A 19,273-nucleotide genomic window follows, 5' to 3' on the forward strand; every position below is an offset into this window, starting at 1 on the left:
TCCCCCTCGTGGCCGCAGGCGGGTTCGATCACCTTAGCAACGCAGCGTTCTGCGGGGGCCGTTCACGCGGCAAACCGGCGCGGCCCGGGCCGCCGGGCGGCGTTCAGTCCAGCGACCGCGCGAAGTACGCGTGCAGCAGGATCCGTGCCTCGTCGACGAGCGCGGGGTCGCCCGCCGGGTCGGCGCGGAACGCCAGCTGGAGGACCGCGTCGACGGCCTCGACGCCGACCAGCATCGTGCGGCGCAGCCCGGCGTCGAGCGGGCGGTCCAGATGGCCCGCGAGCAGGGCCGCCACCCGTTCGGCGACCTGCGAGTTGGCGTCCGGCATCGCGTCGGGGGCCGAGGGGATGCCGAAGTCGACGAGGCCGAAGCCGGGGACGGTGCGCATCATCGCCAGGTACTCGTCGAAGGCGGCGTCGACGGCGCCGCGCCAGTCGCCGCGCTCGACGCCGGTCACGCGTGCGGCCACGCGCTCCGCGTACGCGTCGAGGTTGCGGTGGGCGAGGGCGTCGGCGAGGGCCCGTTTGTTGCCGAAGAAGCGGTAGACCGAGCCGATCGGGACGCCCGCGCGCTGGGCCACGGCGCGGGTGGTGAGGCCTTCGTAGCCGGTCTCGTCGAGGACGGCGGCGCAGGCGTCGAGGATCCGGGTCAGGCGCTCGGCGCTGCGCTCCTGCACGGGGACGCGGCGCAGGGAGGCCGGGGTCCTGGGGTCCTTGGGCGGGCTCGGACGGCCCTCGGACGAGTGCGGGCGATCCTCGGACGGGTTCGGGCGGTCCTCGGACGGGTTCGGGTGGTCCTCGGACGGGTTCGGGTGGCGCATCCCGGGAGAGTAGAGCACCGCTCACATTCCCGGCTTCCTCTTGCGGAAGGAAAACGTGAATCCTACGGTGTCCCATAGGAATCGTTGACGAGGGAGCTGTGATGCGCGGGGACCACGCAAGCAACGCCGGCCGAGCGGGCGCGAGCGACGCCAGGAAGGCCGCCGAAGGGCTGACCTACCTCTCCGGCTTCGGCAACGAACACAGCTCCGAGGCGGTGCCCGGCGCCCTGCCGCACGGCCGCAACGCGCCGCAGCGCGCACCCCTCGGGCTCTACGCCGAGCAGCTGAGCGGCTCGGCCTTCACCGAGCCGCGCGCCCACAACCGCCGCTCGTGGCTCTACCGCATCCGCCCTTCGGCGGCGCATCCGCAGTTCACCCGGGCCGACAACGGCGCGCTGCGCACGGCCCCCTTCACCGAGACGGTCCCCGACCCGAACCGGCTGCGCTGGAACCCGCTCCCGGAGCCCGCGCCCGGCACGGACTTCCTGGCGGGCCTGTGGACGCTCGGCGGCAACGGCGACGCGACGCAGCGCACCGGCATGGGCATCCACCTCTACCACGCCAACTCCTCCATGGCCGACCGGGTGTTCAGCGACGCGGACGGTGAGCTGCTGATCGTGCCGGAGAGCGGCGGGCTGCTCCTGCGCACCGAGTTCGGGCTGCTGCACGCCGAGCCCGGCGAGGTCGCACTGATCCCGCGCGGCGTCCGCTTCCGCGTGGAGCTCCTGGAGGCGACCGCGCGCGGGTACGTGTGCGAGAACTACGGCGCGCCCTTCCAGCTCCCCGACCTCGGCCCGATCGGCGCCAACGGCCTGGCGAACGCCCGGGACTTCCGGGCCCCCGTCGCCGCCTACGAGGACGTCGAGGGCCCGGTGGAGGTGGTGAACAAGTTCTGCGGCAACCTCTGGCGCGCGACGTACGACCACTCCCCGCTCGACGTGGTCGCCTGGCACGGCAACCACGTCCCGTACGTCTACGACCTGCACCGCTTCAATGTGATCGGCTCGATCAGCTACGACCACCCGGACCCGTCGATCTTCACCGTGCTGACCTCCCCGTCGGACACCCCGGGCCTCGCCGGCGTCGACTTCGTCGTCTTCGCCCCGCGCTGGCTGGTGGGCGAGGACACCTTCCGGCCGCCGTACTTCCACCGGAACGTGATGAGCGAGTACATGGGCCTCATCGAGGGCGCGTACGACGCGAAGGCGGAGGGCTTCGTGCCGGGCGGCGGCTCCCTGCACAACATGATGTCCGCGCACGGTCCCGACCGCGAGACCTTCGAGAAGGCGTCGGCCGCCGAGCTCAAGCCGCAGAAGATCGACGACGGCCTCGCCTTCATGTTCGAGACGCGCTGGCCGGTGACGGCCACGGAGCAGGCGGCCACCGCGTCCCACCTGCAGCGCGGTTACGACGACGTATGGCAGGGTCTGGAGCGCCACTTCCGCAACTGACGCATTACCACGCTGATTCGGAGAGACCGTGACCGCTTTTGCCCCGGACTCGATCGTCCTGAATCGGAAACTGCCGCTCTGGTACCAGGTGTCGCAGTCCCTGCGCGCCTCCATACTGGGCCGCACCCCTGACGCCCCGCTCCGGCTGCCCACCGAGGAGCAGCTGGCGGGGCACTACGGGGTGAGCGTGCTGACGATGCGGCAGGCGCTGAAGGAGCTGGAGGACGAGGGGCTCATCACCCGCCACCGGCGGCGCGGCACCTTCATCGAGCCGAGCGCGCGGCGCGGCTCCCCGGTCCGGCTGCTCGGCTCGGTCGACGCGATCGTGGCCCAGCAGTCGGGCATGACCACCCGGCTCCTGGACCACGGCACCGCGCCGCTCCCCGCCGACCTCGCCGGGCACTTCCCGGGGTCGGCCGAGGTGGCGACGTACCACCGGCTGCGCAGCGACGAGAAGACGGGCGAGCCCACCAACCACGCCCGCAACTACGTCCGCCCCGAACTGGCCGCCCGCATCGAGCCGGCCGACCTCGCGCGCTGGCCCATGACGAAGGTCCTGCGCGACGTGGTGGGCGTCCGCATCAGCCGCATCACCGACACCGTCGAGGCGACGCTCGCCGACCCGGAGACCGCGCGGCTCCTCGAAGTGCCGCTGCTCAGCCCGATCCTGCACTACACCGGCGTCACGTACGACGAGGAGGGCCGCACCCTGGACGTGGCCCGCATCCACTACCGCGGCGACCGCTTCTCCTTCTCGGTCACGCTCGACGCGACGTGACGGGGCCGGGCGGACACGTCGTACGATGCCGGGCGTGACGCACGACGAAGCGCCGCTGCTCGCGGACCTCATGCCGTGGTCCGTCGCACCGCTCCGGCCGGGCCGCGGGTGGCCGATGGGTCCGGATCCCGCATCCTTGAAGGCCCGTTGGGGCGCCCTCGTCCGCGCCGGGGGCCAGGACCGCGAGGCCCTGTTCCGGCCGACCCGTGCCCGCACCCTGCACACCGCGGTGGCCCAGCTGCCCGGCCACTCCGGCGGGACGGGCCGGCTGGCCAAGGAGACCGGTCCCTGCCCCGAGCCCGTGCGCGTCCTGCACGGACCGTTCGACGAGCAGTGGCTGATCCCCGACCACCGGCTGCTCGACGTCGCCCGGCCCGAGCTGTGGCGGGTGGCGGGCGAGGGCCAGCTCTTCGCCGTCGAGCAGGGTCACGTCCCCGGGTCCGCGGGGCCCGCCGTCCTCGCCTCGGCGGTGCTGCCGGACGGCCGCTCGCCCGCCGGGCGCCCGGGCAGGATACGGCCGCTGTTCCGCCGCCCCGGCGGCCTTGAGCCCAATGTGACGCCGGGCCTGCTCGCGCACCTTTCGGGGCTGCTCGGCCAGGAGGTCACCGCGCGCGCCCTGCTCGCCTGGGTGCTCGCGGTGGGCACCGGTTCCGCGGCGGGCTGCCGGGTGCCGCTCACCCGCGACGCCGGGGTCTGGGCGCGGGGCGTGGAGCTCGGGCAGCGTCTCCTGCGCCTCCAACTGCGCGGCGACGGCGAGCGCCCGAAGCTGCCGGGCGGACGCAGGCCCTATGTCCGGGCGCCCCTCCCCGCCCGGCCCGACGCCCTGGAGTACGACGCCGAGGACGAGGTCCTGCGGGTCGGCGAGGACGGCGTCATCTCGCCGGTGCCGTGGGAGGCCTGGGAGTACGAGGTGAGCGGGGTGCGTGTCGTCGAGCGCTGGTTCGCGCGGCGCACGGAGCCGGCCGAGGCGGGCACGCTGGAGGCGATCCGGCCCCCGGCGTGGCCCCAGCCGTGGACGTCCGAGCTGCTCGAACTGATCACGGTGCTCGCCCTCCTCGCGGAACTCGGCCCGGAGCGGGCGGAATTGGCGTCCTCGCTCGACGCTCCCCTCACCGCGGCCGACCTGCGCGCCGCGGGCGTGCTGCCCGTGCCGGGCGCCGCGCGGCGCCCGGCGTCCGTCCTCGACCACCACGAAGAGGGCCCGGAGGGACAGTTCGCCCTGCTCTAGCTAGCTCTCCAGCCGCTCCTCCAGGCGGACGGTCACGGTGTCCCCCTCCTCCTTCCCGATCGCCTTGCGCACCTCCGCCTTCACGGGCAGCTTGTGCGTGCCGTCCCCCAGGGCCATGAAAGACCCCCGGAACGGATGACCGTCGATCGTGCCCCTGACCTTCACCAGGCCGCGGGTGCGGAAGTACGCGGCCGACTCGGGCCACACCACGTACGTCCAGCCACCCTTGTTCGGACTCTTCCGCAGCGTCGCGGTGAACTGCTCGTCCATCCTCATGCCTCCGCTTCTGGGGTTCACGGAATAGGACGGGAGCGGGCCGGGAAACTCATCGGCCGCCGCGCGTGTCCGGGCGGAACGAGTCGAGGAGCCTGCGCAGCGCGCGTTCGAAGCTCTCGTCCGCGTCGCCGGGCGGCGGCGCCTGCGCCAGCATCCCCGCGAGCCGCGGATACGCCCCGCTCGCCACCTGCGCGGCCAGATAGGCGAACCGGACTTCCTGCTCCTGCTCCGCCGACCAGGGCAGGCCCCTGGTGCGCTCGGCGATGGCGATCTCGTTGGCCACGGCGGTCATCGCCGTGCCGTTGACCATCGCGATGAGCTCCATCTTGGTGCCGTAGGGCGCGTCGAGGCCCTCCAGGACGCCGAGGCAGTGCTCCAGATACCGCAGCGCGTTCGGGCTGGAGCCGTAGACCGTCGACATGACGTGCACCAGCCACGGGTGCCGCCGCAGGATCGCCCGGGTCTGCCGGCCGAGGGCGAGCATCTCCGCGTACCAGTCGCCGCCCACGGCCTCCTCGGACAGCTCGTACTCCCCGCTGGCCATGTCGACCATCAGCTCGTACAGGTCCTCCTTGCGCGGCACGTAGTTGTACAGCGACATCGTGCCGCAGCCCAGCTCGGCCGCCACGCGCCGCATGGACACCGCGGCGATGCCGTCCGCGTCGGCGATGCGGACGGCCGCCCGCGCGATGTCGGCCCTGCTGTACGCGGGCTTGGGGCCGCGGCCCGCACGCTCGGGGCGCGCCCAGATCACTTCGGGGGTGGCCGCTCGGCCCGCCATTGATCATCACCTCGCCCCCCATGTTAGTTACGTACAGCGTACGTAGTGAGGTACCGTGACGGCATGACTACTACGTACGCTGTACTTAGTGAGGGTCTGGAGAAGCGGTACGGCTCCGGCGACTCGGCCGTCACCGCCCTGCGGGGCCTGGACCTCGCCATCGCCGAGGGCACCGTCTGCGGGCTGCTCGGCCCCAACGGCGCGGGCAAGACCACCGCGGTCCGGGTGCTCACCACCCTTCAGGCGCCGGACGCCGGGACCGCGCGCGTCGCGGGGCACGACGTGGTGCGCGAGCCGGCCGCGGTACGCCGGCACATCGGCGTCACAGGGCAGTACGCGTCGGTCGACGGCGATCTGACCGGGCGGGAGAACCTGCGGCTCTTCTCCCGCCTCCTGCGCGCGCCGCGCGGACGCGCCGACGAACTCCTCGGACACTTCGGGCTCACCGACGCGGCGGACCGCCCGGCCCGTACGTACTCCGGCGGCATGCGGCGCCGCCTCGACCTCGCGGCGAGCCTCCTCACCCGGCCCGCCGTGCTCTTCCTCGACGAGCCCACCACCGGCCTCGACCCGCACAGCAGGAACGGCATCTGGGAGGCCGTGCGGAAGCTCGCGGGCGAGGGCACGACGGTGCTGCTCACGACCCAGTACCTGGAGGAGGCCGACCAGCTGGCCGACGACATCGTGCTGATCGACGGCGGCCGTGCGGCCCACCGCGGCACGCCCACGGAGCTGAAGGCGCAGATCGGGAGCTACGCGGAGGTCGCCGTCGCGGAGGGCGCGGCGCTGCCCGCGGCGGCCGCGGTCCTGGACCGGCTGACGGGCGCGGAGCCGGTGCTCGACGCGGAGTCCCGCACCGCCGGGGTGGTCTCCCTCGATCCCGCGCTCACGCTGCCGCGGCTGGTGCGCGAGCTGGACGCGGCGGGCGTTCCCGTCGTCGACGTGAGCCTGCGCCGCCCGTCGCTGGACGACGTCTTCCTCCGGCTCGTCCCGTGAGTCAGGACGTCGCTCCCGCCCCGGGCCACAGGCCCGCTCCCCGACTCCCGGAGGTCTCCCCCATGAACGCCATCCTCTACGACGGCGCGGCCACGCTCGGCCGGCATCTGCAGCGCGTCCGGCACGCGCCCGCGATCCTGGTCATGACCCAGACGATGCCGATCGTCTTCCTGCTCTTCTTCGGCTACGTCTTCGGCAGCGCCCTCGCGATGCCCGGCTCCGACTACCGGGCCTTCCTCGTGCCCGGCATGCTGGTCGCGACCGCCGCCAACGGCATCATGACCGGCATGTTCACCGCCGCCCAGGACACCCACCGGGGCGTGATGGACCGGTTCCGGACGCTGCCGATGAGCAGGGCCGCCGTGCCGCTCGGGCAGGCGCTGGCCGATCTGGTGACCACGGCGGCGGGGCTCGTGCCGCTGGCGCTCGTGGGGTTCGCCATGGGGTGGCGCGTCGAGGGCGGGCCGCTCGCGGCGGCCGGCGCGTTCGGGCTGCTGATGCTCTTCCGGTTCGCGACCACGTGGATCGGGATCCTGCTGGGCCTCGTGTCGCGGAGCGAGGAGGCGGCGGGGCAGCTGGGCAGCGCCACCTTCATGCTGCCGCTGCTGTCGAACGCGTACATCCCCACCGACGGGCTGCCGTCCTGGCTGCGGTTCGTCGCGGAGTGGAATCCGATCAGCGCGGTGGCGACGGCGGTGCGCGACCTGTGCGGCAACGCGCCCGTCCCGGCGGACGCGGCCTGGCCCGTCACGCACCCGGTGGCGGGGTCGGTGCTCTGGTCGCTGGTGCTGCTGGCGCTGTGCGTGCCGGCGACCGTCCGGCGGTATGCCCGCGGGGAGCGCTGAAAACCGCGGGAGGCACGGGGAAGAAGGGGAGGCAGAGGCGCTTCGGCGAACACGCACCGACCGGGGGAGTTTGGGCGCGTCGGCCCGGCGATCGGTGCGGTTCGGCTGAATCTCTGCGCGTCAGGAGCCGACGAGCGGCCCGTCGAGCCCGGGGTCTACGGGGTGGTGTGACAGACGGGGGAAGGAGAGCGGGGTGGCGGGAAAGACCCGCCGCGGAGCGGCGGTTCAGTCCCGGGGGCCACCCGCGGTCAGCGTCCGCCGAACAGCGAGCGCCGCAACCGGCGCAGTGGCGCGAAGAGCGAGACTCGCCTCACTCGGGCACCCCTGCTGCTGCGGGCGTGCGCGGTGTCACGTGAGGTCAGCTCACGCATCAGCAGCGTCGCCTCGTGCGACTCCCGCTGCGGGACGGCGGGGCCGCCCAGCACCGAGAGATGGCGGTCGAGACGCGAGCTGCTCGCGCTGCTGCCACAAGTGATCGCAGGGACACGCGCCCTGCTGCGCACCGTTATCTGTTCCATGTCACTCCCCACCCGTACGAGGGCACCCGGCCCAGGGCAGGTTAACCCTATCGCCCCATCCTGACACGCGTGTATCCCGGTCGCAGGATTCACCTACCCCACAAGGAGGTTGACGATTACTCTCCGAATACGACTGATTCCAGGGCGAGTTGGACATACGTCCTGACCGTGGCGCGGCAGCGCTCCGGTGACGTGGGCCATCTCACGCGGCTTCCCGGACGCCATGTCCGCGTCACTGGGGCGAGCGGGCTCGCTCTTGGGTGTGGATTGGTGTGCAAGGGGGCCGCAACAGCGCTCGGTTGAGCTACTTTTGTGGAGAATCGCACCGCTGCGGATGGGGGGCGCCCGTGAGCCGGCCAGAGCGCGTGATCGCCGGGCGGTACCGCCTTCTGGCGCCGCTGGGCGAGGGGGGCATGGGCACCGTGTGGCGGGCCCGTGACGAGGTGCTGGGCCGTGAGGTGGCCGTCAAGGAAGTGCGCGCCCCCGCCGGGCTCCCGGCGGGTGAGGTCGACCGGCTGTACGCGCGCCTGGAGCGCGAGGCCTGGGCCGCCGCCCGCATCCCCCACCGGAACGTGGTGACGGTCTACGACGTCGCGAGCGAGAGCGGCCGCCCCTGGATCGTCATGGAGCTGGTGCGTGGCCTCTCCCTGTCGGACGTGCTGGACGCCGAGGGAGCGCTCACCCCGCAGCGGGCCGCCCGGATCGGCGCCGAGGTCCTCGGCGCCCTGCGCGCCGCCCACGACGCCGGGGTCCTGCACCGCGACGTCAAGCCGGGCAACGTCCTGATCGCGAACGACGGCCGGGTCGTCCTCACGGACTTCGGGATCGCCCTGGTCGAGGGGAGTTCGGCGCTGACGATGACCGGTGAGGTCGTCGGGTCGCCGGAATTCCTCGCGCCGGAGCGGGCGTTGGGGCAGCGGCCGGGCCCCGCGTCCGACCTGTGGTCGCTCGGCGTGCTGCTGTACGCCGCGGTGGAGGGCAGCTCGCCGTTCCGCCAGGACACCCCTCTCAGCACGCTGCGCGCGGTGGTGGACGAGCCGCTGCCGCCCGCCCGCGGCGCCGGGCCGCTCACCCCGGTCATCGAGGGGCTGCTGCGCAAGGGTCCGGACGAGCGGATGTCCGCGGCCGACGCCGAGCGCGATCTGCGCACCGTCGCCTCGGGCGGCACGCCGCGCACCGGATCCGCGCTCCCCTACATGCCGACGACCACGGCCGAGCGGCCCCCGCCCGAGCCGACACCGCCCGCTCCCCTGCCCGCCCCCGCGCCATGGCCCACCGCGGCCACCACCGACACGTCGACGGCCGGGCCCGACCGGTCCCGCCGGGCGGTGGCCGTCCTGGTGGCGGGCCTAGTCGCCCTGGCGCTCGCACTCGGCGGGCTCACCTACTACCTGGTCAACCGCGACGACGGCGGAGGCGGGAGCGGCAACGAAGGCAGTGACAGCAGCGGCCAGTCCACCGGGGGCGGCGGCAGTACGTCGGAGGGGTCGGACGGCGGCTCCGGCGGAGGCGGGTCGACCGGCTCCACGGACGGGAACGGCGACGACGGCGGCTCCACGGACGGCGGCGGAGGCGACGGAAACAACGGAGGGAGCGGAGGGAGCGGGGGGAACGGCGGAAGCGGCGGGAGCGGGGGCAGCACCCCGGCGCCGCAGTCCGTGAAGGTGCACGTCTCGGGCGCCTACACGCAGTACGAGGGCGCGTGCCCGCCGGCGGCCGCTCATGCTCCGTCGTTCACCGCGACGTTCACGGTGGGGCGCGTCCCCGCCACCGTCGAGTACCGCTGGGTGACGGAGTCCGGTGAGCCGAGCGAGCCCGGCTGGAAGACCCTGTCCTTCCCCTCGGGGAGCAAGACCCGGCAGGTCAATCACGTCGAGACGGCGTACGACACGGGCGGCGGGACGTACGAGAACGCGATCAGCGTCCAGGTGCGCAAGCCCGTGGAGACGACGTCGAACTCGGTGGCGTACACGGTGACCTGCGAGGAGGAGACCCCGACGGGCGGGGCCTCCTACACGCCGAACGGGTACGGACAGCCGGTGGGGGTCAGGCCGCCGCGGTGAAGACCGGGAGGTAGCCACCGGACTGGCCGGCGGCGGTGGGGTGGTAGGACTCGCCGATGTTGAGCCAGTTCACGCTGTGCAGCCAGGGGCTGCCGGAGCAGATCTCGTGCCCCGCGAAGGTGGAGGTGACGTCACCGAAGGCGAAGCCGTGGTCGGCGGCACGCTTTTCGGTGGCGGCGTTGAGGTGGTCCGCCGCGCCGTTGATGGCGGCCCGCTCGCGCTCGGAGAGGCCGGCGGCGCAGCTGCCGCTGAGCTTGTAGAAGCGGGGGTAGCCGAGGACGACGACGCGGGCGGAGGGGGCCTTCGCCCTGATCGCGTCGTACACCCTGTCGAGGTTCCCGGGGAGCGTGGTGTCGACGTACCGGCGCGCCTGGTCGATGCGGGCCAGGCAGTTGCTCTCGGACTGCAGCACACAGGTCGTCATGACATCGGCGAAGCCCGCGTCGTTGCCGCCGACGGAGAGGGAGACGAGGCCGGTGCCGGCACCGAGCGGACCCAGCTGGTTCGCCAGAACATCACCCGTACGAGCGCCCGAGCAAGCGGTGAAGGCGAAGCTAGAGGGTGAGTGGGCGGCTGCCCACAGGGCGGGGTAGGCGCGGGTGCTGCGCTTGCAACTGCCGCTTCCGCTGTCGTAGTTGCCGGCGCCGACGCCCGACGAGTAGGAGTCGCCGAGGGCCACATAGCCGGTGGCCGCGGCCTTCTGGTCGGACGACTGTTCGGCGTGGGCCGCTGCCGCGCCGGTGAGCGCGAAGGCGGCCGCAAGGAGGAGCGAGGACACGTATGCCGTGATCCGGGACAATTTCATGGAACCTCCCTTAGCAGGGTTTCTGCCTCGACCGTGGTAGCACGCACCCCCGACCGCCGATAGTGTCCATGTCAATAAGTTCTTGAACAATTCCCTTGTGATCGCGGGAAGTTCAGCTTCGACCGGTTGTGGCGGGGAACATTTGCACGCCCTCTCCGCATCTTGACGGGCCGCCGAGGGGTGGGCGACATTGAAGCCCGGCATCCGGCGCGTCGGGGGGCAAAGTCGCCCATGCAGACCAACGTCAAGGCACCACCAGCGGACACGGGGCAGCACACCGGAGGGGGCGGCCGCCACGACCTGGTACCGCTGCTCGCGGGGGCGGCCGTCGCCGTCGGCGGGGTCGGCGCGGTGCTCGCACTCGTCGACCTGGACTCACCGCTGCGCGGCCCGTGCACCCTCTTCTTCCTCCTCGCCGCGCCCGGGGCCGCGATCGGCGCGGCACTGCGGGCCCTCACACCGTGGGGCAGGGCCGTGGTGTCCGTGTCCGGGGCCGCCGCGGTCAACCTGCTCGTGGCCCAGGGCATGCTGGCGCTGCACGTGTGGTCGGTGCGCGGCGGTGTCGCCGCGGTCGCCGCCCTCAGTTCGCTCATCCTCCTGCTGACCGTGGTGCGACGGCTGCGCGGCCGTCCGGCGAGAAGGTGGACCACCTGACGTGAACATCACCGTGCACCGCCCCGGCGAACTCACCGCGGCCGACCGGGCGGCGTGGACCGCGCTGCAGTCCAAGGCACACCTCCACGGCTCGCCCGGTCTCGCCAACCCCTTCCTCTCCCCCGAGTTCGCACTCGCGATCGGGCACGAGCGGCGCGGGGTGCGGATCGCCGTGGCGCGCGAGGACGGCGGGCCCGCCGCGTTCCTCCCCTTCCAGAGATCGGCCACCGGCATCGGCCGGGCCATCGGTCTCGGCGTCTCCGACTGCCAGGGCCTGGTGCACCGGCCGGGCTTCGACTGGGACGCCAGGGAGCTGCTGCGGGCCTGCGGGCTCTCCCTGTGGGAATTCGACCATCTGGTGGCCGGTCAGACGCCGTTCGAGGCGCACGCCTCCGGCACCTTCGCCTCCCCCGTCATCGACCTCGACCAGGGGTACGAGGCCTATCTCCGCCAACTCCGCGAGGAGTCCCCGAAGTTCCTCAAGCCGACGCTCGCCAAGGAGCGCAGACTCGGCCGCGACCACGGCGCCGTGCGGTACGTGCACGACGAGCGCGACCCCGCGGTCCTCACCACGCTGATGGGCTGGAAGTCCGCGCAGTACCGCAGGACGGGCCGCAGCGACCGCTTCGCACGCCCCTGGATCGTCCGGCTGCTGCGCCGGCTCTTCCACACCCGCACCGACTCCTTCGCCGGGGTCCTCTCCGTCCTCTACGCCGCCGACGTGCCGGTCGCCGCGCACTTCGGGCTGCGGTCCGAGCGGATCCACACCTGCTGGTTCCCGGCGTACGACCCGGCCTACGCGAAGTACTCGCCCGGCCTGATCATGCACCTGCACATGGCCGAGGGCGCCGCCGCCGACGGGATCGCACACATCGATCTCGGCCGCGGTCAGAAGGCCTACAAGGACTCCCTCAAGACACGTGAACTCGTCGTGTCCGAGGGGTGGGTGGCGCTCCGCCGTCCAGCGGCGTTCGGGCACCGGGCGCGGCGCGCCCCGGTCAGGGCGCTGCGCAACACCGTGCAGTCACGACCGGAATTGTTCGAACCGGCCGACAAACTGCTCAAGCGTATGGGTCGAATTCGATCTAGGGGCAGGGAATAAGCCGGTCCGAATAAGATCGAACAGTTTACGCAAATCATGAAAAACGTGGGACCACGCTCCAGGTCTTGCCATACAGTCTCATTCATCAATACCGTCGTACATCCACCCGCAACGGCCCATCACGCAATGCGATCAAGGGGAGGGCTCAAGATCGCGGTGATGCCGGTGCGGGCGCGGTAGGGGGGTGCCGTGCTCGGTGACCGCTCTTTCACCGAGTCACGTCCCGCGCAAATGCCAGCTCACTCGGCATGCACGGAGATCCATTTCGTCACGCTCAAGTGAGAACCCCCCTTTCGAACCGGATCAATTTCCGGACTGCCCGGGGGCGGGCCGTCCACCGGACGAGAGGGACCACCGGACTCATGACTTCTTTTGTGCGCCCGGCAGACGCCGGGCAAGAGCCATTGGAAGAGATCTCAAGGAACTACCGGCCGATCTCCACGCACTTGGCGATCACCCCACCCGTCAGTGTGGTGATACCGGCCATGAACGAAGCGGAGAATCTTCCGTACGTTTTCAAGACACTGCCCGAATGGGTGCACGAGGTCGTCCTCGTGGACGGCAATTCCACCGACGACACGGTGGCGGTCGCCCGTGAGCTGTGGCCGGACGTGAAGGTCGTCCGCCAGCTCGGCAAGGGCAAGGGTGACGCTCTCATCACCGGCTTCGCCGCGTGCACGGGCGACATCATCGTGATGGTCGACGCCGACGGCTCCGCCGACGGCAACGAGATCGTCTCCTACGTCTCCGCCCTCGTCTCGGGCGCGGACTTCGCCAAGGGCTCCCGGTTCGCCAACGGCGGCGGCACGGACGACATGACGCCCATCCGCAAGCTCGGCAACCACGTCCTGTGCTCCGTGGTGAACACCAAGTTCGGCGCGCGCTACACCGACCTGTGCTACGGCTACAACGCCTTCTGGCGGCACTGCCTCGACAAGATCGAGCTCGACTGCACCGGCTTCGAGGTCGAGACCCTGATGAACATCCGGGTCGTCAAGGCCGGGCTCAAGGTCCAGGAGATCCCGAGCCACGAGTACCTGCGGATCCACGGCACCAGCAACCTCAGAGCCGTCCGGGACGGCATCCGCGTACTGAAGGTGATCCTCTCCGAGCGCTCCAGCCGCGGCAGGCGCGGCGGGCGGCGCAAGGGCGGCCGGGGGCTGCCGCTCCGGGCCGGTCAGGGAGAAAGGTCTTGAACGCGGACACATCCGTCGTAATCTGCGTGTACACCGAGGACCGCTGGGAGGACATTCTCGCGGCGGTCTCCTCGGTGCGCGCGCAGTCACGGGCGGCGCTGGAAACCCTTCTCGTGGTCGACCACAACGCCTCGCTCCTGGACCGCCTCACCAAGGAGTACAAGGAGACCGAGGGTGTGCGGGTGCTCGCGAACGCGGGCCCCCGCGGTCTCTCGGCGGGCCGCAACACCGGGATCGCCGCCGCCCGCGGCGACTTCATCGCCTTCCTCGACGACGACGCCGTCGCCGAGCGGGACTGGCTGCGGTACTTCGCCGAGGCGTTCGAGGACCCACGGGTCCTCGCCGTCGGCGGCCGCACCCTGCCCGCCTGGGAGTCGGGGCGGCGGCCGGACTGGTTCCCCGAGGAATTCGACTGGGTGGTCGGCTGCACGTACAAGGGGCTGCCCCGCGGGCGGGTGCGGGTGCGCAACGTCCTCGGCGGTAACGCCTCCTTCCGGCGCACCGCCTTCGCCGCGGCGGGCGGCTTCGCCACGGGCATCGGACGGGACGGCGACAAACGGCCGCTGGGCTGCGAGGAGACGGAGTTCTGCATCCGCCTCACCCGCACGAGACCGGACGCCGTCCTGCTCATAGACGACCGCTCGGTGATCCACCACCGGGTGCCCGCCGCGCGGGAACGATTCCGCTACTTCCGTACGCGGACGTACGCCGAAGGCCTCTCCAAGGCACTCGTCTCCCGAAGTGTCGGCGCCGCCAAGGGCCTCGAGTCCGAGCGGCGCTACACCACGCGCGTCCTGCCCGCCGGGGTCGCCCGCGGCCTGCGCGACGCGGCGCTCGGCCGCCCGGGCGGTGCGGGGCGCGCGGGGGCCATCGTGGCGGGAGTGCTCACCGCGGCGGGGGGGTACGTACTCGGGAGCGTCCGTGCGCGCAGGGGAGGCGCGACGTTCTCGGTCGTGGAGATCGCCGGGACGGCAGAGACGGGCGGCGAGGGGGCTGCCGCATGAGCACGGGACCCGTGCCGATACTGATGTACCACTCCGTCGCGCGCGCGCCGAACGCCGCGACGCACGACCTCTCGGTCTCCCCCGACGCCTTCGAACGCCAGATGAAGGTGCTCGCCGAGCGCGGCTTCACCCCGCTCACGACCGCCCGGCTGGCCGCTCTCTGGCGCACTTCCTGCGGGTCGCTGCCCGAGCGGCCCGTCCTGATCACCTTCGACGACGGCTACGAGGGCGTGCACCGGTACGCGCTGCCCGTGCTCGCCGGGCACGGCTTCGCGTCGACCCTCTTCGTCACCACCGGCTGGCTGCGCGGGGCGTACGACACCGGGGGCGCCCCCGACCGCATGCTCGACTGGGACCAGGTGCGCGAACTCGCCGCCGCCGGGGCCGAGATCGGCGGGCACAGCCACACCCACCCCGAACTCGACCAGCTCGACGACGACCGGCTCCGCTCCGAGCTTCGGCGCTGCCGCGACATCGTCACCGACGAGCTGGGCACCCGGCCCGTGTCCTTCGCGTACCCGTTCGGCTACTCCGACCGCCGGGTGCGCGAGCGGGTGCGCGAGACGGGCTTCGGCCAGGCGCTCGCCGTCGGCAACCGGCTGGCGTGCCGGACGCAGGGGCCGTACGCGCTGCGGCGCGTGACCGTGCGGCGCACTACAGGGGCCGAGGAGTTCGAGCGGCTCGTGACGGGCCGCTCGATCGGCCGCATCTTCGCCAGGGACCGCGCCCTCACCAAGGGGTACGCCGTGGTCCGCAGAGCCCGACAGGTACGTCGGAAGGCAACGCGTTCCAGTGTCTGACACGACCACGGCCCAGGCCGGCGCCCCCGATTCCGCGAGCGCCGGGGGCCGGTCACCGTCCGGCAAGCCCGGTAAGTCCGGTAAGTTAAGCAAGCCTGGTAAGTCCGGCAAGTTCGGCAGGGCCCGCAGGCTGCGTCTGCCGGGCCGTGGAGACGATCAGAGCCCGCTGTTCCGCAACGCGTACGCACTGATGCTCAACACCGGCATCTCCGGCGTGCTCGGCGTGGGCTTCTGGCTGGCCGCCGCCCGGTACTACTCGGAGTCGGCGGTCGGTCAGGGTTCAGCGGCGATCGCCGCGATGAAGCTCCTCGCGGGGCTCGCCGCGCTGACACTGATGGGCGCCCTCGCGCGGTTCATCCCCATCGCGGGGCGCGCCACGGGCAAGCTCATCTTCCGTACGTACGCGGGCAGTTCCGCCGTGGTGGCGCTCGCCGCCGTCCTCTTCCTGCTCACGCTGGACCTCTGGGGCCCCTCGTACCGCTTCCTGCACGGTCCCGTGCACGGCGTCGGCTTCGTCCTCGCCGTGGTGGCCTGGTCGGTCCTGACGCTGCAGGACGGCGTCCTGACCGGGCTGCGCAGCGCGCTCTGGGTGCCGGTGGGCAACACCGTCTTCTCGGTCGCCAAGCTCGCGCTGCTCATCGCGATCGCCGCCGCGATCCCCACCGCGGGCGTCTTCGTGTCCTGGGTCGCCTCGATCCTCGTGTCGGTGATCCCGCTCGGCTGGCTGGTCTTCCGGCGCCTGGTGCCGCGGCACGTGCAGGCCACCGAGGGGAAGGCGCAGCCGCCGACGCTGCGCGAGATCGGCCGTTTCCTCGCCGGCGACTACACCGGCTCGCTCTTCTCGCTCGCCGTGGTCTACCTCGTCCCGGTGATCGTGGCGTCGCAGGTCAGCTCGGTCGACAACGCGTACTTCTACATCACCACCACCATCGGCAGCACCATCAACCTCCTCGCCATCAACATGGGTGCCTCGCTGACCGTGGAGGGCGCGCACGATCCGGCGCTGCTCGCCGCCAACACCCGCTCGGCGCTGCGCCGGATGGCGGTGATCATGCTGCCGGTGTGCGGGATCCTCTTCCTGGCCGCACCGCTGATCCTGAGGATGTTCGGCAGGGGGTACGCGGACGCGGCCACTCCGCTGCTGCGCTGGTTCGTGGTGGGGGCGCTGCTGCGGGTCGTCATGGAGACGTACTTCGCGGTGCAGCGCGCACAGAGCAAGACGTCCGGCATCGCCTGGCTGCAGGGCCTGTTGTGCGTCCTGGTGCTCGGCCTCACGCTGATCCTGCTGCCGCGGATGGGGCTGACCGGCGCGGGCGTCGCGGAGATCTGCAGCCTGGCGGTGATCGTGGCCATCGCGGCGCCGAAGCTGTACCGCGTGGTGCGGGCGGCGCCCTCGGGGCAGGCCGCAGGGGCGGCGCCGGACGGGGACCTGGCGGACCTGGGGACGCCGGACGCGCCCGCCGAACAGGTGCGGGCGGGGGCCTCGGCCAGGGACGGGGAGCGCAAGCAGCATCGCGGGCCCGCGTGGGCGTTGCGCGAGTCGCTCGACTCGGACACACTCCAGCTCGCGGTGCAGCTCGACTTCGAGCACCAGGAGCGCAGGCCGGACGTGCGCCCCGGTCCTGGCACGCCCGCGGCGGGGACGCCCGTGGCGCGGAGCGAGGGGGACGACATGGACCACCGGCCGACCTGGGCGCTGAGAACCCCGGCCGGGCCGGACACCACACCCGTCCCGGGGCCTGAACCGGACCACGTGCCCGACGCCGTGGAGGACGCGGCGCCAGCAACTCCCCCGGAACCGGCGGCACCGGCAGAACCCGTCACAGCTCCTCCGGAACCGACGGCACCGGCAGAACCCGTCGCAGCTCCTCCGGAACCGGCGGCCCCCGAGGAACCGGCCCCGCCACCACGCGCCCCCCGCCGCCACGTCCTCGTCATGGCGCTGCTCCTCGCCGCCGCGCTCGCCCTGTACTGGCTGCCCGTCCTCGGTCTCGGCGAGAAGGACCTGGACGGCATGGGCGGGCTCGGTCTGATCTCCGTGCTCCCGACGCCGACCCTGGTCGGCGCCGCCCTCCTGGTCGTCGTGTTCGCCGCGCTGCTCTGGATGGACCGGCCGGTCAAGAGCCTCCTCCTGCTCACCCTGCTCGCCACCGTCGTGTCGCTGCACGCGCTGCCCGCGGTCGTCGAGACCGAGCCGCGGTTCGCCACGGCCTGGCAGCACCTGGGCTTCATGGAGTACATCGACCGGACGGGCTCCGCGGTGCCCGATCTGGACGCGCGCTGGAGCTGGCCGGGCTTCTTCGCCGCGGCCACCTTCGTCGCGGAGGCGTGCGGCGTCTCGGACATGACCGAGGTGATCCGCTGGTGGCCGACGGCGATCCAACTGCTCTACCTGGCCCCGATGTTCCTGCTCGTGCGGTCCGTGCGGGCGGCCTGGCGCGCCAAGTGGGCGGGCCTGTGGATCTTCGTCCTGAGCGGCTGGGTCGGTCAGGACTACTTCTCCCCGCAGGGCTTCACGTACCTCCTCTACATCGTCTTCGTCGCCATCCTCCTGGTGTGGTTCCGCGCCCCGCGCGTGCTGTGGACCAAGCGGCGCCCGGGCGAGGCCGAGGTCGAGCCGGCCGGCCGCGGGGAACGCGCGGTGCTGCTCCTGGTCCTGATCGGCCTCTTCGCCGCGACGGTCCCCGCGCACCAGCTCACGCCGTTCGTGATGCTCGGCGTGCTCACGGTGCTCGTCCTGGTCGGCCGCTCGGAGCTGCGCGGCCTGCCGCTGCTCTTCGGGGTGCTCGTCGTCGTGTGGCTCGGCTTCCTCGCCGAGCCGTACTGGTCGGGGCACTTCGGCGAACTGTTCGGCGGGGTCGGCGGGGTGGGCGGCAATGTGTCCTCGTCGGTCTCCGGACGCATCGAGGGCGGCGATCCCACCCACAAACTGGTGCTGTACGTGCGGGTGGCGATGGCCGGCGGCGTCATGGCGTTCGCCTGCTGGGGCTGGTGGCGGCGGCGCTTCCACAAGTACGGCGAACGCTCGCTCCTCGTCCTCACCTTCGTGCCGTTCCTGGGCTTCGGCATGCAGTCGTACGGCGGTGAGATGGCCCTGCGCGTCTTCATGTTCGCGCTGCCGGGCGCGGCGCTGCTCGCCGGTCTTGCGCTGTTCCCGCGCGCGGGCGGCACACCGGACGAGCCCGACCTTGACCGCGGCGGTGGCGGTGGCCGGGTGCATCTCGCGCCGCTGGCCGCCCTGCTCGCCGGGCTCGTCCTGATGGGCGGGTTCCTGGTGGCCCGCTGGGGCAACGAACCCTTCGAGCGGGTCCGCCCCGGCGAGGTCGCCGCGATGGAGTACGTGTACGCGCACGACGAGCCGACGGCACGGCTGCTCTGGATGACCAACGACACGGTCAACAACGTGACGCCGTCGATCCCGTGGGGCTCCCGGGACATGGAGAAGGTGGAGTACGTTCCGACGCTCGCGCCCGCCGACCCCGTCCTGGTGTCCGGCCTGGCGAAGGCCCTCAAGGACGCGGGACCCAACTCGTACCTGATGATCAACCGCAGCCAGACGGCCTTCCTGCAGCTGGACGCCGGCTACTCGAAGACGTGGGAGACGCGGCTCGTCCGCAACCTCGACGCCCGCGAGGACCTCAAGAAGGTCTTCGCCAACGCCGACGCGACCGTCTACACCCTGAGCGAGCGGCCGGACGGCAGGGTCGCGCGGGCCGATCCGGGCCCCATCGGGCCGAAGGTGACCTGGACGCCGTGGTCCGTGGTGGGCGGTCTCGCCGCCGTCGCGCTCGTGCTGCTGCTCGGGGCGCGCGAGGTGGTGCGGGTCGCCGCGGCGCCGAGCGTGCGGCAGCAGCGGTGGCTGCAGGGCAGCTTCTGGTTCTCGCTGCCGCTGCTCGCGGTGCTGCTCGCCTCGCTGATCCAGCGGTTCGTGACGATGGCGTGAGGCATGGCGGTGC

The 19,273-nt window shown here is 72.2% G+C and carries 17 protein-coding genes; 12 read left to right on the plus strand and 5 right to left on the minus strand.

The genetic code is table 11. From position 1 onward, the window contains the following. Nucleotides 1-103 precede the first annotated feature (103 nt). Nucleotides 104-820 (minus strand): TetR/AcrR family transcriptional regulator, encoded by a 717-nt coding sequence (locus tag ACH4D5_RS33295; RefSeq protein ID WP_398309975.1) that lies wholly within the window; start codon nt 818-820, stop codon nt 104-106. Nucleotides 821-921: 101 nt separating this feature from the next. Between ACH4D5_RS33295 and hmgA the strand changes: the two genes are divergently transcribed. From hmgA to ACH4D5_RS33310, 3 genes are read left to right on the plus strand one after another with little or no spacing between them, the layout of a single operon-like run. Further along, nucleotides 922-2,271: a homogentisate 1,2-dioxygenase gene (gene hmgA / locus ACH4D5_RS33300; protein ID WP_398309978.1), complete on the plus strand. Its 1,350-nt coding sequence runs from the start codon at nt 922-924 to the stop codon at nt 2,269-2,271. A 28-nt stretch (nt 2,272-2,299) separates the two neighbouring features. Then, complete coding sequence (locus ACH4D5_RS33305; RefSeq protein ID WP_398309981.1) at nt 2,300-3,049, plus strand: GntR family transcriptional regulator; 750 nt, start codon at nt 2,300-2,302, stop codon at nt 3,047-3,049. 25 nt (nt 3,050-3,074) lie between these two features. Next, nucleotides 3,075-4,277, plus strand: coding sequence for a type ISP restriction/modification enzyme (locus ACH4D5_RS33310; protein ID WP_398309984.1), 1,203 nt, complete (start codon nt 3,075-3,077; stop codon nt 4,275-4,277). Here the strand turns inward: ACH4D5_RS33310 and ACH4D5_RS33315 are convergent, their stop codons facing one another. Further along, nucleotides 4,278-4,547 (minus strand): DUF1905 domain-containing protein, encoded by a 270-nt coding sequence (locus tag ACH4D5_RS33315; RefSeq protein ID WP_398310267.1) that lies wholly within the window; start codon nt 4,545-4,547, stop codon nt 4,278-4,280. 55 nt (nt 4,548-4,602) lie between these two features. After that, nucleotides 4,603-5,334, minus strand: a complete 732-nt coding sequence (locus ACH4D5_RS33320) for a TetR/AcrR family transcriptional regulator C-terminal domain-containing protein (protein ID WP_398309986.1) — start codon at nt 5,332-5,334, stop codon at nt 4,603-4,605. A gap of 63 nt (nt 5,335-5,397) precedes the next feature. On the opposite strand from ACH4D5_RS33320, the gene ACH4D5_RS33325 reads away from it, so the two are divergent. Together ACH4D5_RS33325 and ACH4D5_RS33330 are read left to right on the plus strand one after the other, a co-directional pair. Further along, complete coding sequence (locus ACH4D5_RS33325) at nt 5,398-6,330, plus strand: ATP-binding cassette domain-containing protein (RefSeq protein ID WP_398309989.1); 933 nt, start codon at nt 5,398-5,400, stop codon at nt 6,328-6,330. 62 nt (nt 6,331-6,392) lie between these two features. Continuing rightward, on the plus strand, nt 6,393-7,175 hold the full coding sequence (locus ACH4D5_RS33330) for an ABC transporter permease (protein WP_398309991.1): 783 nt from the start codon (nt 6,393-6,395) through the stop codon (nt 7,173-7,175). A gap of 248 nt (nt 7,176-7,423) precedes the next feature. On the opposite strand, the gene ACH4D5_RS33335 is transcribed toward ACH4D5_RS33330, so the two are convergent. Then, nucleotides 7,424-7,693, minus strand: a complete 270-nt coding sequence (locus tag ACH4D5_RS33335; protein ID WP_358590355.1) for a hypothetical protein — start codon at nt 7,691-7,693, stop codon at nt 7,424-7,426. Nucleotides 7,694-8,106: 413 nt separating this feature from the next. Here ACH4D5_RS33335 and ACH4D5_RS33340 point away from each other — a divergent pair, with 413 nt between their 5' ends. Continuing rightward, a complete protein-coding gene (locus ACH4D5_RS33340) occupies nt 8,107-9,756 on the plus strand; it encodes a serine/threonine-protein kinase (protein WP_398310270.1) in 1,650 nt (549 codons plus the stop codon). Here the strand turns inward: ACH4D5_RS33340 and ACH4D5_RS33345 are convergent. Beyond that, entirely contained in the window at nt 9,740-10,561 is an 822-nt protein-coding gene (locus tag ACH4D5_RS33345) for an SGNH/GDSL hydrolase family protein (RefSeq protein ID WP_398309995.1), read from the minus strand. The genes ACH4D5_RS33340 and ACH4D5_RS33345 overlap by 17 nt on opposite strands. A gap of 231 nt (nt 10,562-10,792) precedes the next feature. On the opposite strand from ACH4D5_RS33345, the gene ACH4D5_RS33350 reads away from it, so the two are divergent. The 6 genes from ACH4D5_RS33350 to ACH4D5_RS33375 all read left to right on the plus strand — a co-directional run bounded on the left by ACH4D5_RS33350 (nt 10,793) and on the right by ACH4D5_RS33375 (nt 19,260). After that, nucleotides 10,793-11,215 (plus strand): hypothetical protein, encoded by a 423-nt coding sequence (locus tag ACH4D5_RS33350; protein WP_398309998.1) that lies wholly within the window; start codon nt 10,793-10,795, stop codon nt 11,213-11,215. 1 nt (nt 11,216) lies between these two features. Continuing rightward, complete coding sequence (locus ACH4D5_RS33355; RefSeq protein ID WP_398310000.1) at nt 11,217-12,317, plus strand: GNAT family N-acetyltransferase; 1,101 nt, start codon at nt 11,217-11,219, stop codon at nt 12,315-12,317. 362 nt (nt 12,318-12,679) lie between these two features. After that, a complete protein-coding gene (locus tag ACH4D5_RS33360; RefSeq protein WP_398310003.1) occupies nt 12,680-13,513 on the plus strand; it encodes a glycosyltransferase family 2 protein in 834 nt (277 codons plus the stop codon). Next, nucleotides 13,510-14,517, plus strand: a complete 1,008-nt coding sequence (locus tag ACH4D5_RS33365; RefSeq protein WP_398310006.1) for a glycosyltransferase family 2 protein — start codon at nt 13,510-13,512, stop codon at nt 14,515-14,517. The genes ACH4D5_RS33360 and ACH4D5_RS33365 overlap by 4 nt, the downstream gene beginning before the upstream one ends. Continuing rightward, the gene (locus ACH4D5_RS33370) at nt 14,514-15,317 is read left to right on the plus strand and encodes a polysaccharide deacetylase family protein (RefSeq protein WP_398310009.1); all 804 of its coding nucleotides are present in this window, start codon (nt 14,514-14,516) and stop codon (nt 15,315-15,317) included. Before ACH4D5_RS33365 ends, ACH4D5_RS33370 begins: the two co-directional genes overlap by 4 nt. Continuing rightward, nucleotides 15,310-19,260, plus strand: a complete 3,951-nt coding sequence (locus tag ACH4D5_RS33375) for a lipopolysaccharide biosynthesis protein (protein ID WP_398310012.1) — start codon at nt 15,310-15,312, stop codon at nt 19,258-19,260. The genes ACH4D5_RS33370 and ACH4D5_RS33375 overlap by 8 nt, the downstream gene beginning before the upstream one ends. Nucleotides 19,261-19,273 lie beyond the last annotated feature (13 nt).

It is taken from the genome of Streptomyces sp. NPDC018029 (genome assembly GCF_044327655.1).
In the GTDB taxonomy this organism is placed as follows: Bacteria; Actinomycetota; Actinomycetes; order Streptomycetales; family Streptomycetaceae; genus Streptomyces.

Bases quoted from the DNA above. Each gene is read 5' to 3' on its own strand.
- hmgA (WP_398309978.1), top strand. From the start codon at position 922: ATGCGCGGGGACCACGCAAGCAACGCCGGCCGAGCGGGCGCGAGCGAC.
- ACH4D5_RS33370 (WP_398310009.1), top strand. From the start codon at position 14,514: ATGAGCACGGGACCCGTGCCGATACTGATGTACCACTCCGTCGCGCGC.
- ACH4D5_RS33360 (WP_398310003.1), top strand. From the start codon at position 12,680: ATGACTTCTTTTGTGCGCCCGGCAGACGCCGGGCAAGAGCCATTGGAA.
- ACH4D5_RS33320 (WP_398309986.1), bottom strand. From the start codon at position 5,334: ATGGCGGGCCGAGCGGCCACCCCCGAAGTGATCTGGGCGCGCCCCGAG.
- ACH4D5_RS33315 (WP_398310267.1), bottom strand. From the start codon at position 4,547: ATGGACGAGCAGTTCACCGCGACGCTGCGGAAGAGTCCGAACAAGGGT.
- ACH4D5_RS33335 (WP_358590355.1), bottom strand. From the start codon at position 7,693: ATGGAACAGATAACGGTGCGCAGCAGGGCGCGTGTCCCTGCGATCACT.
- ACH4D5_RS33350 (WP_398309998.1), top strand. From the start codon at position 10,793: ATGCAGACCAACGTCAAGGCACCACCAGCGGACACGGGGCAGCACACC.
- ACH4D5_RS33310 (WP_398309984.1), top strand. From the start codon at position 3,075: ATGCCGGGCGTGACGCACGACGAAGCGCCGCTGCTCGCGGACCTCATG.
- ACH4D5_RS33325 (WP_398309989.1), top strand. From the start codon at position 5,398: ATGACTACTACGTACGCTGTACTTAGTGAGGGTCTGGAGAAGCGGTAC.
- ACH4D5_RS33345 (WP_398309995.1), bottom strand. From the start codon at position 10,561: ATGAAATTGTCCCGGATCACGGCATACGTGTCCTCGCTCCTCCTTGCG.
- ACH4D5_RS33295 (WP_398309975.1), bottom strand. From the start codon at position 820: ATGCGCCACCCGAACCCGTCCGAGGACCACCCGAACCCGTCCGAGGAC.
- ACH4D5_RS33340 (WP_398310270.1), top strand. From the start codon at position 8,107: ATGGGCACCGTGTGGCGGGCCCGTGACGAGGTGCTGGGCCGTGAGGTG.
- ACH4D5_RS33330 (WP_398309991.1), top strand. From the start codon at position 6,393: ATGAACGCCATCCTCTACGACGGCGCGGCCACGCTCGGCCGGCATCTG.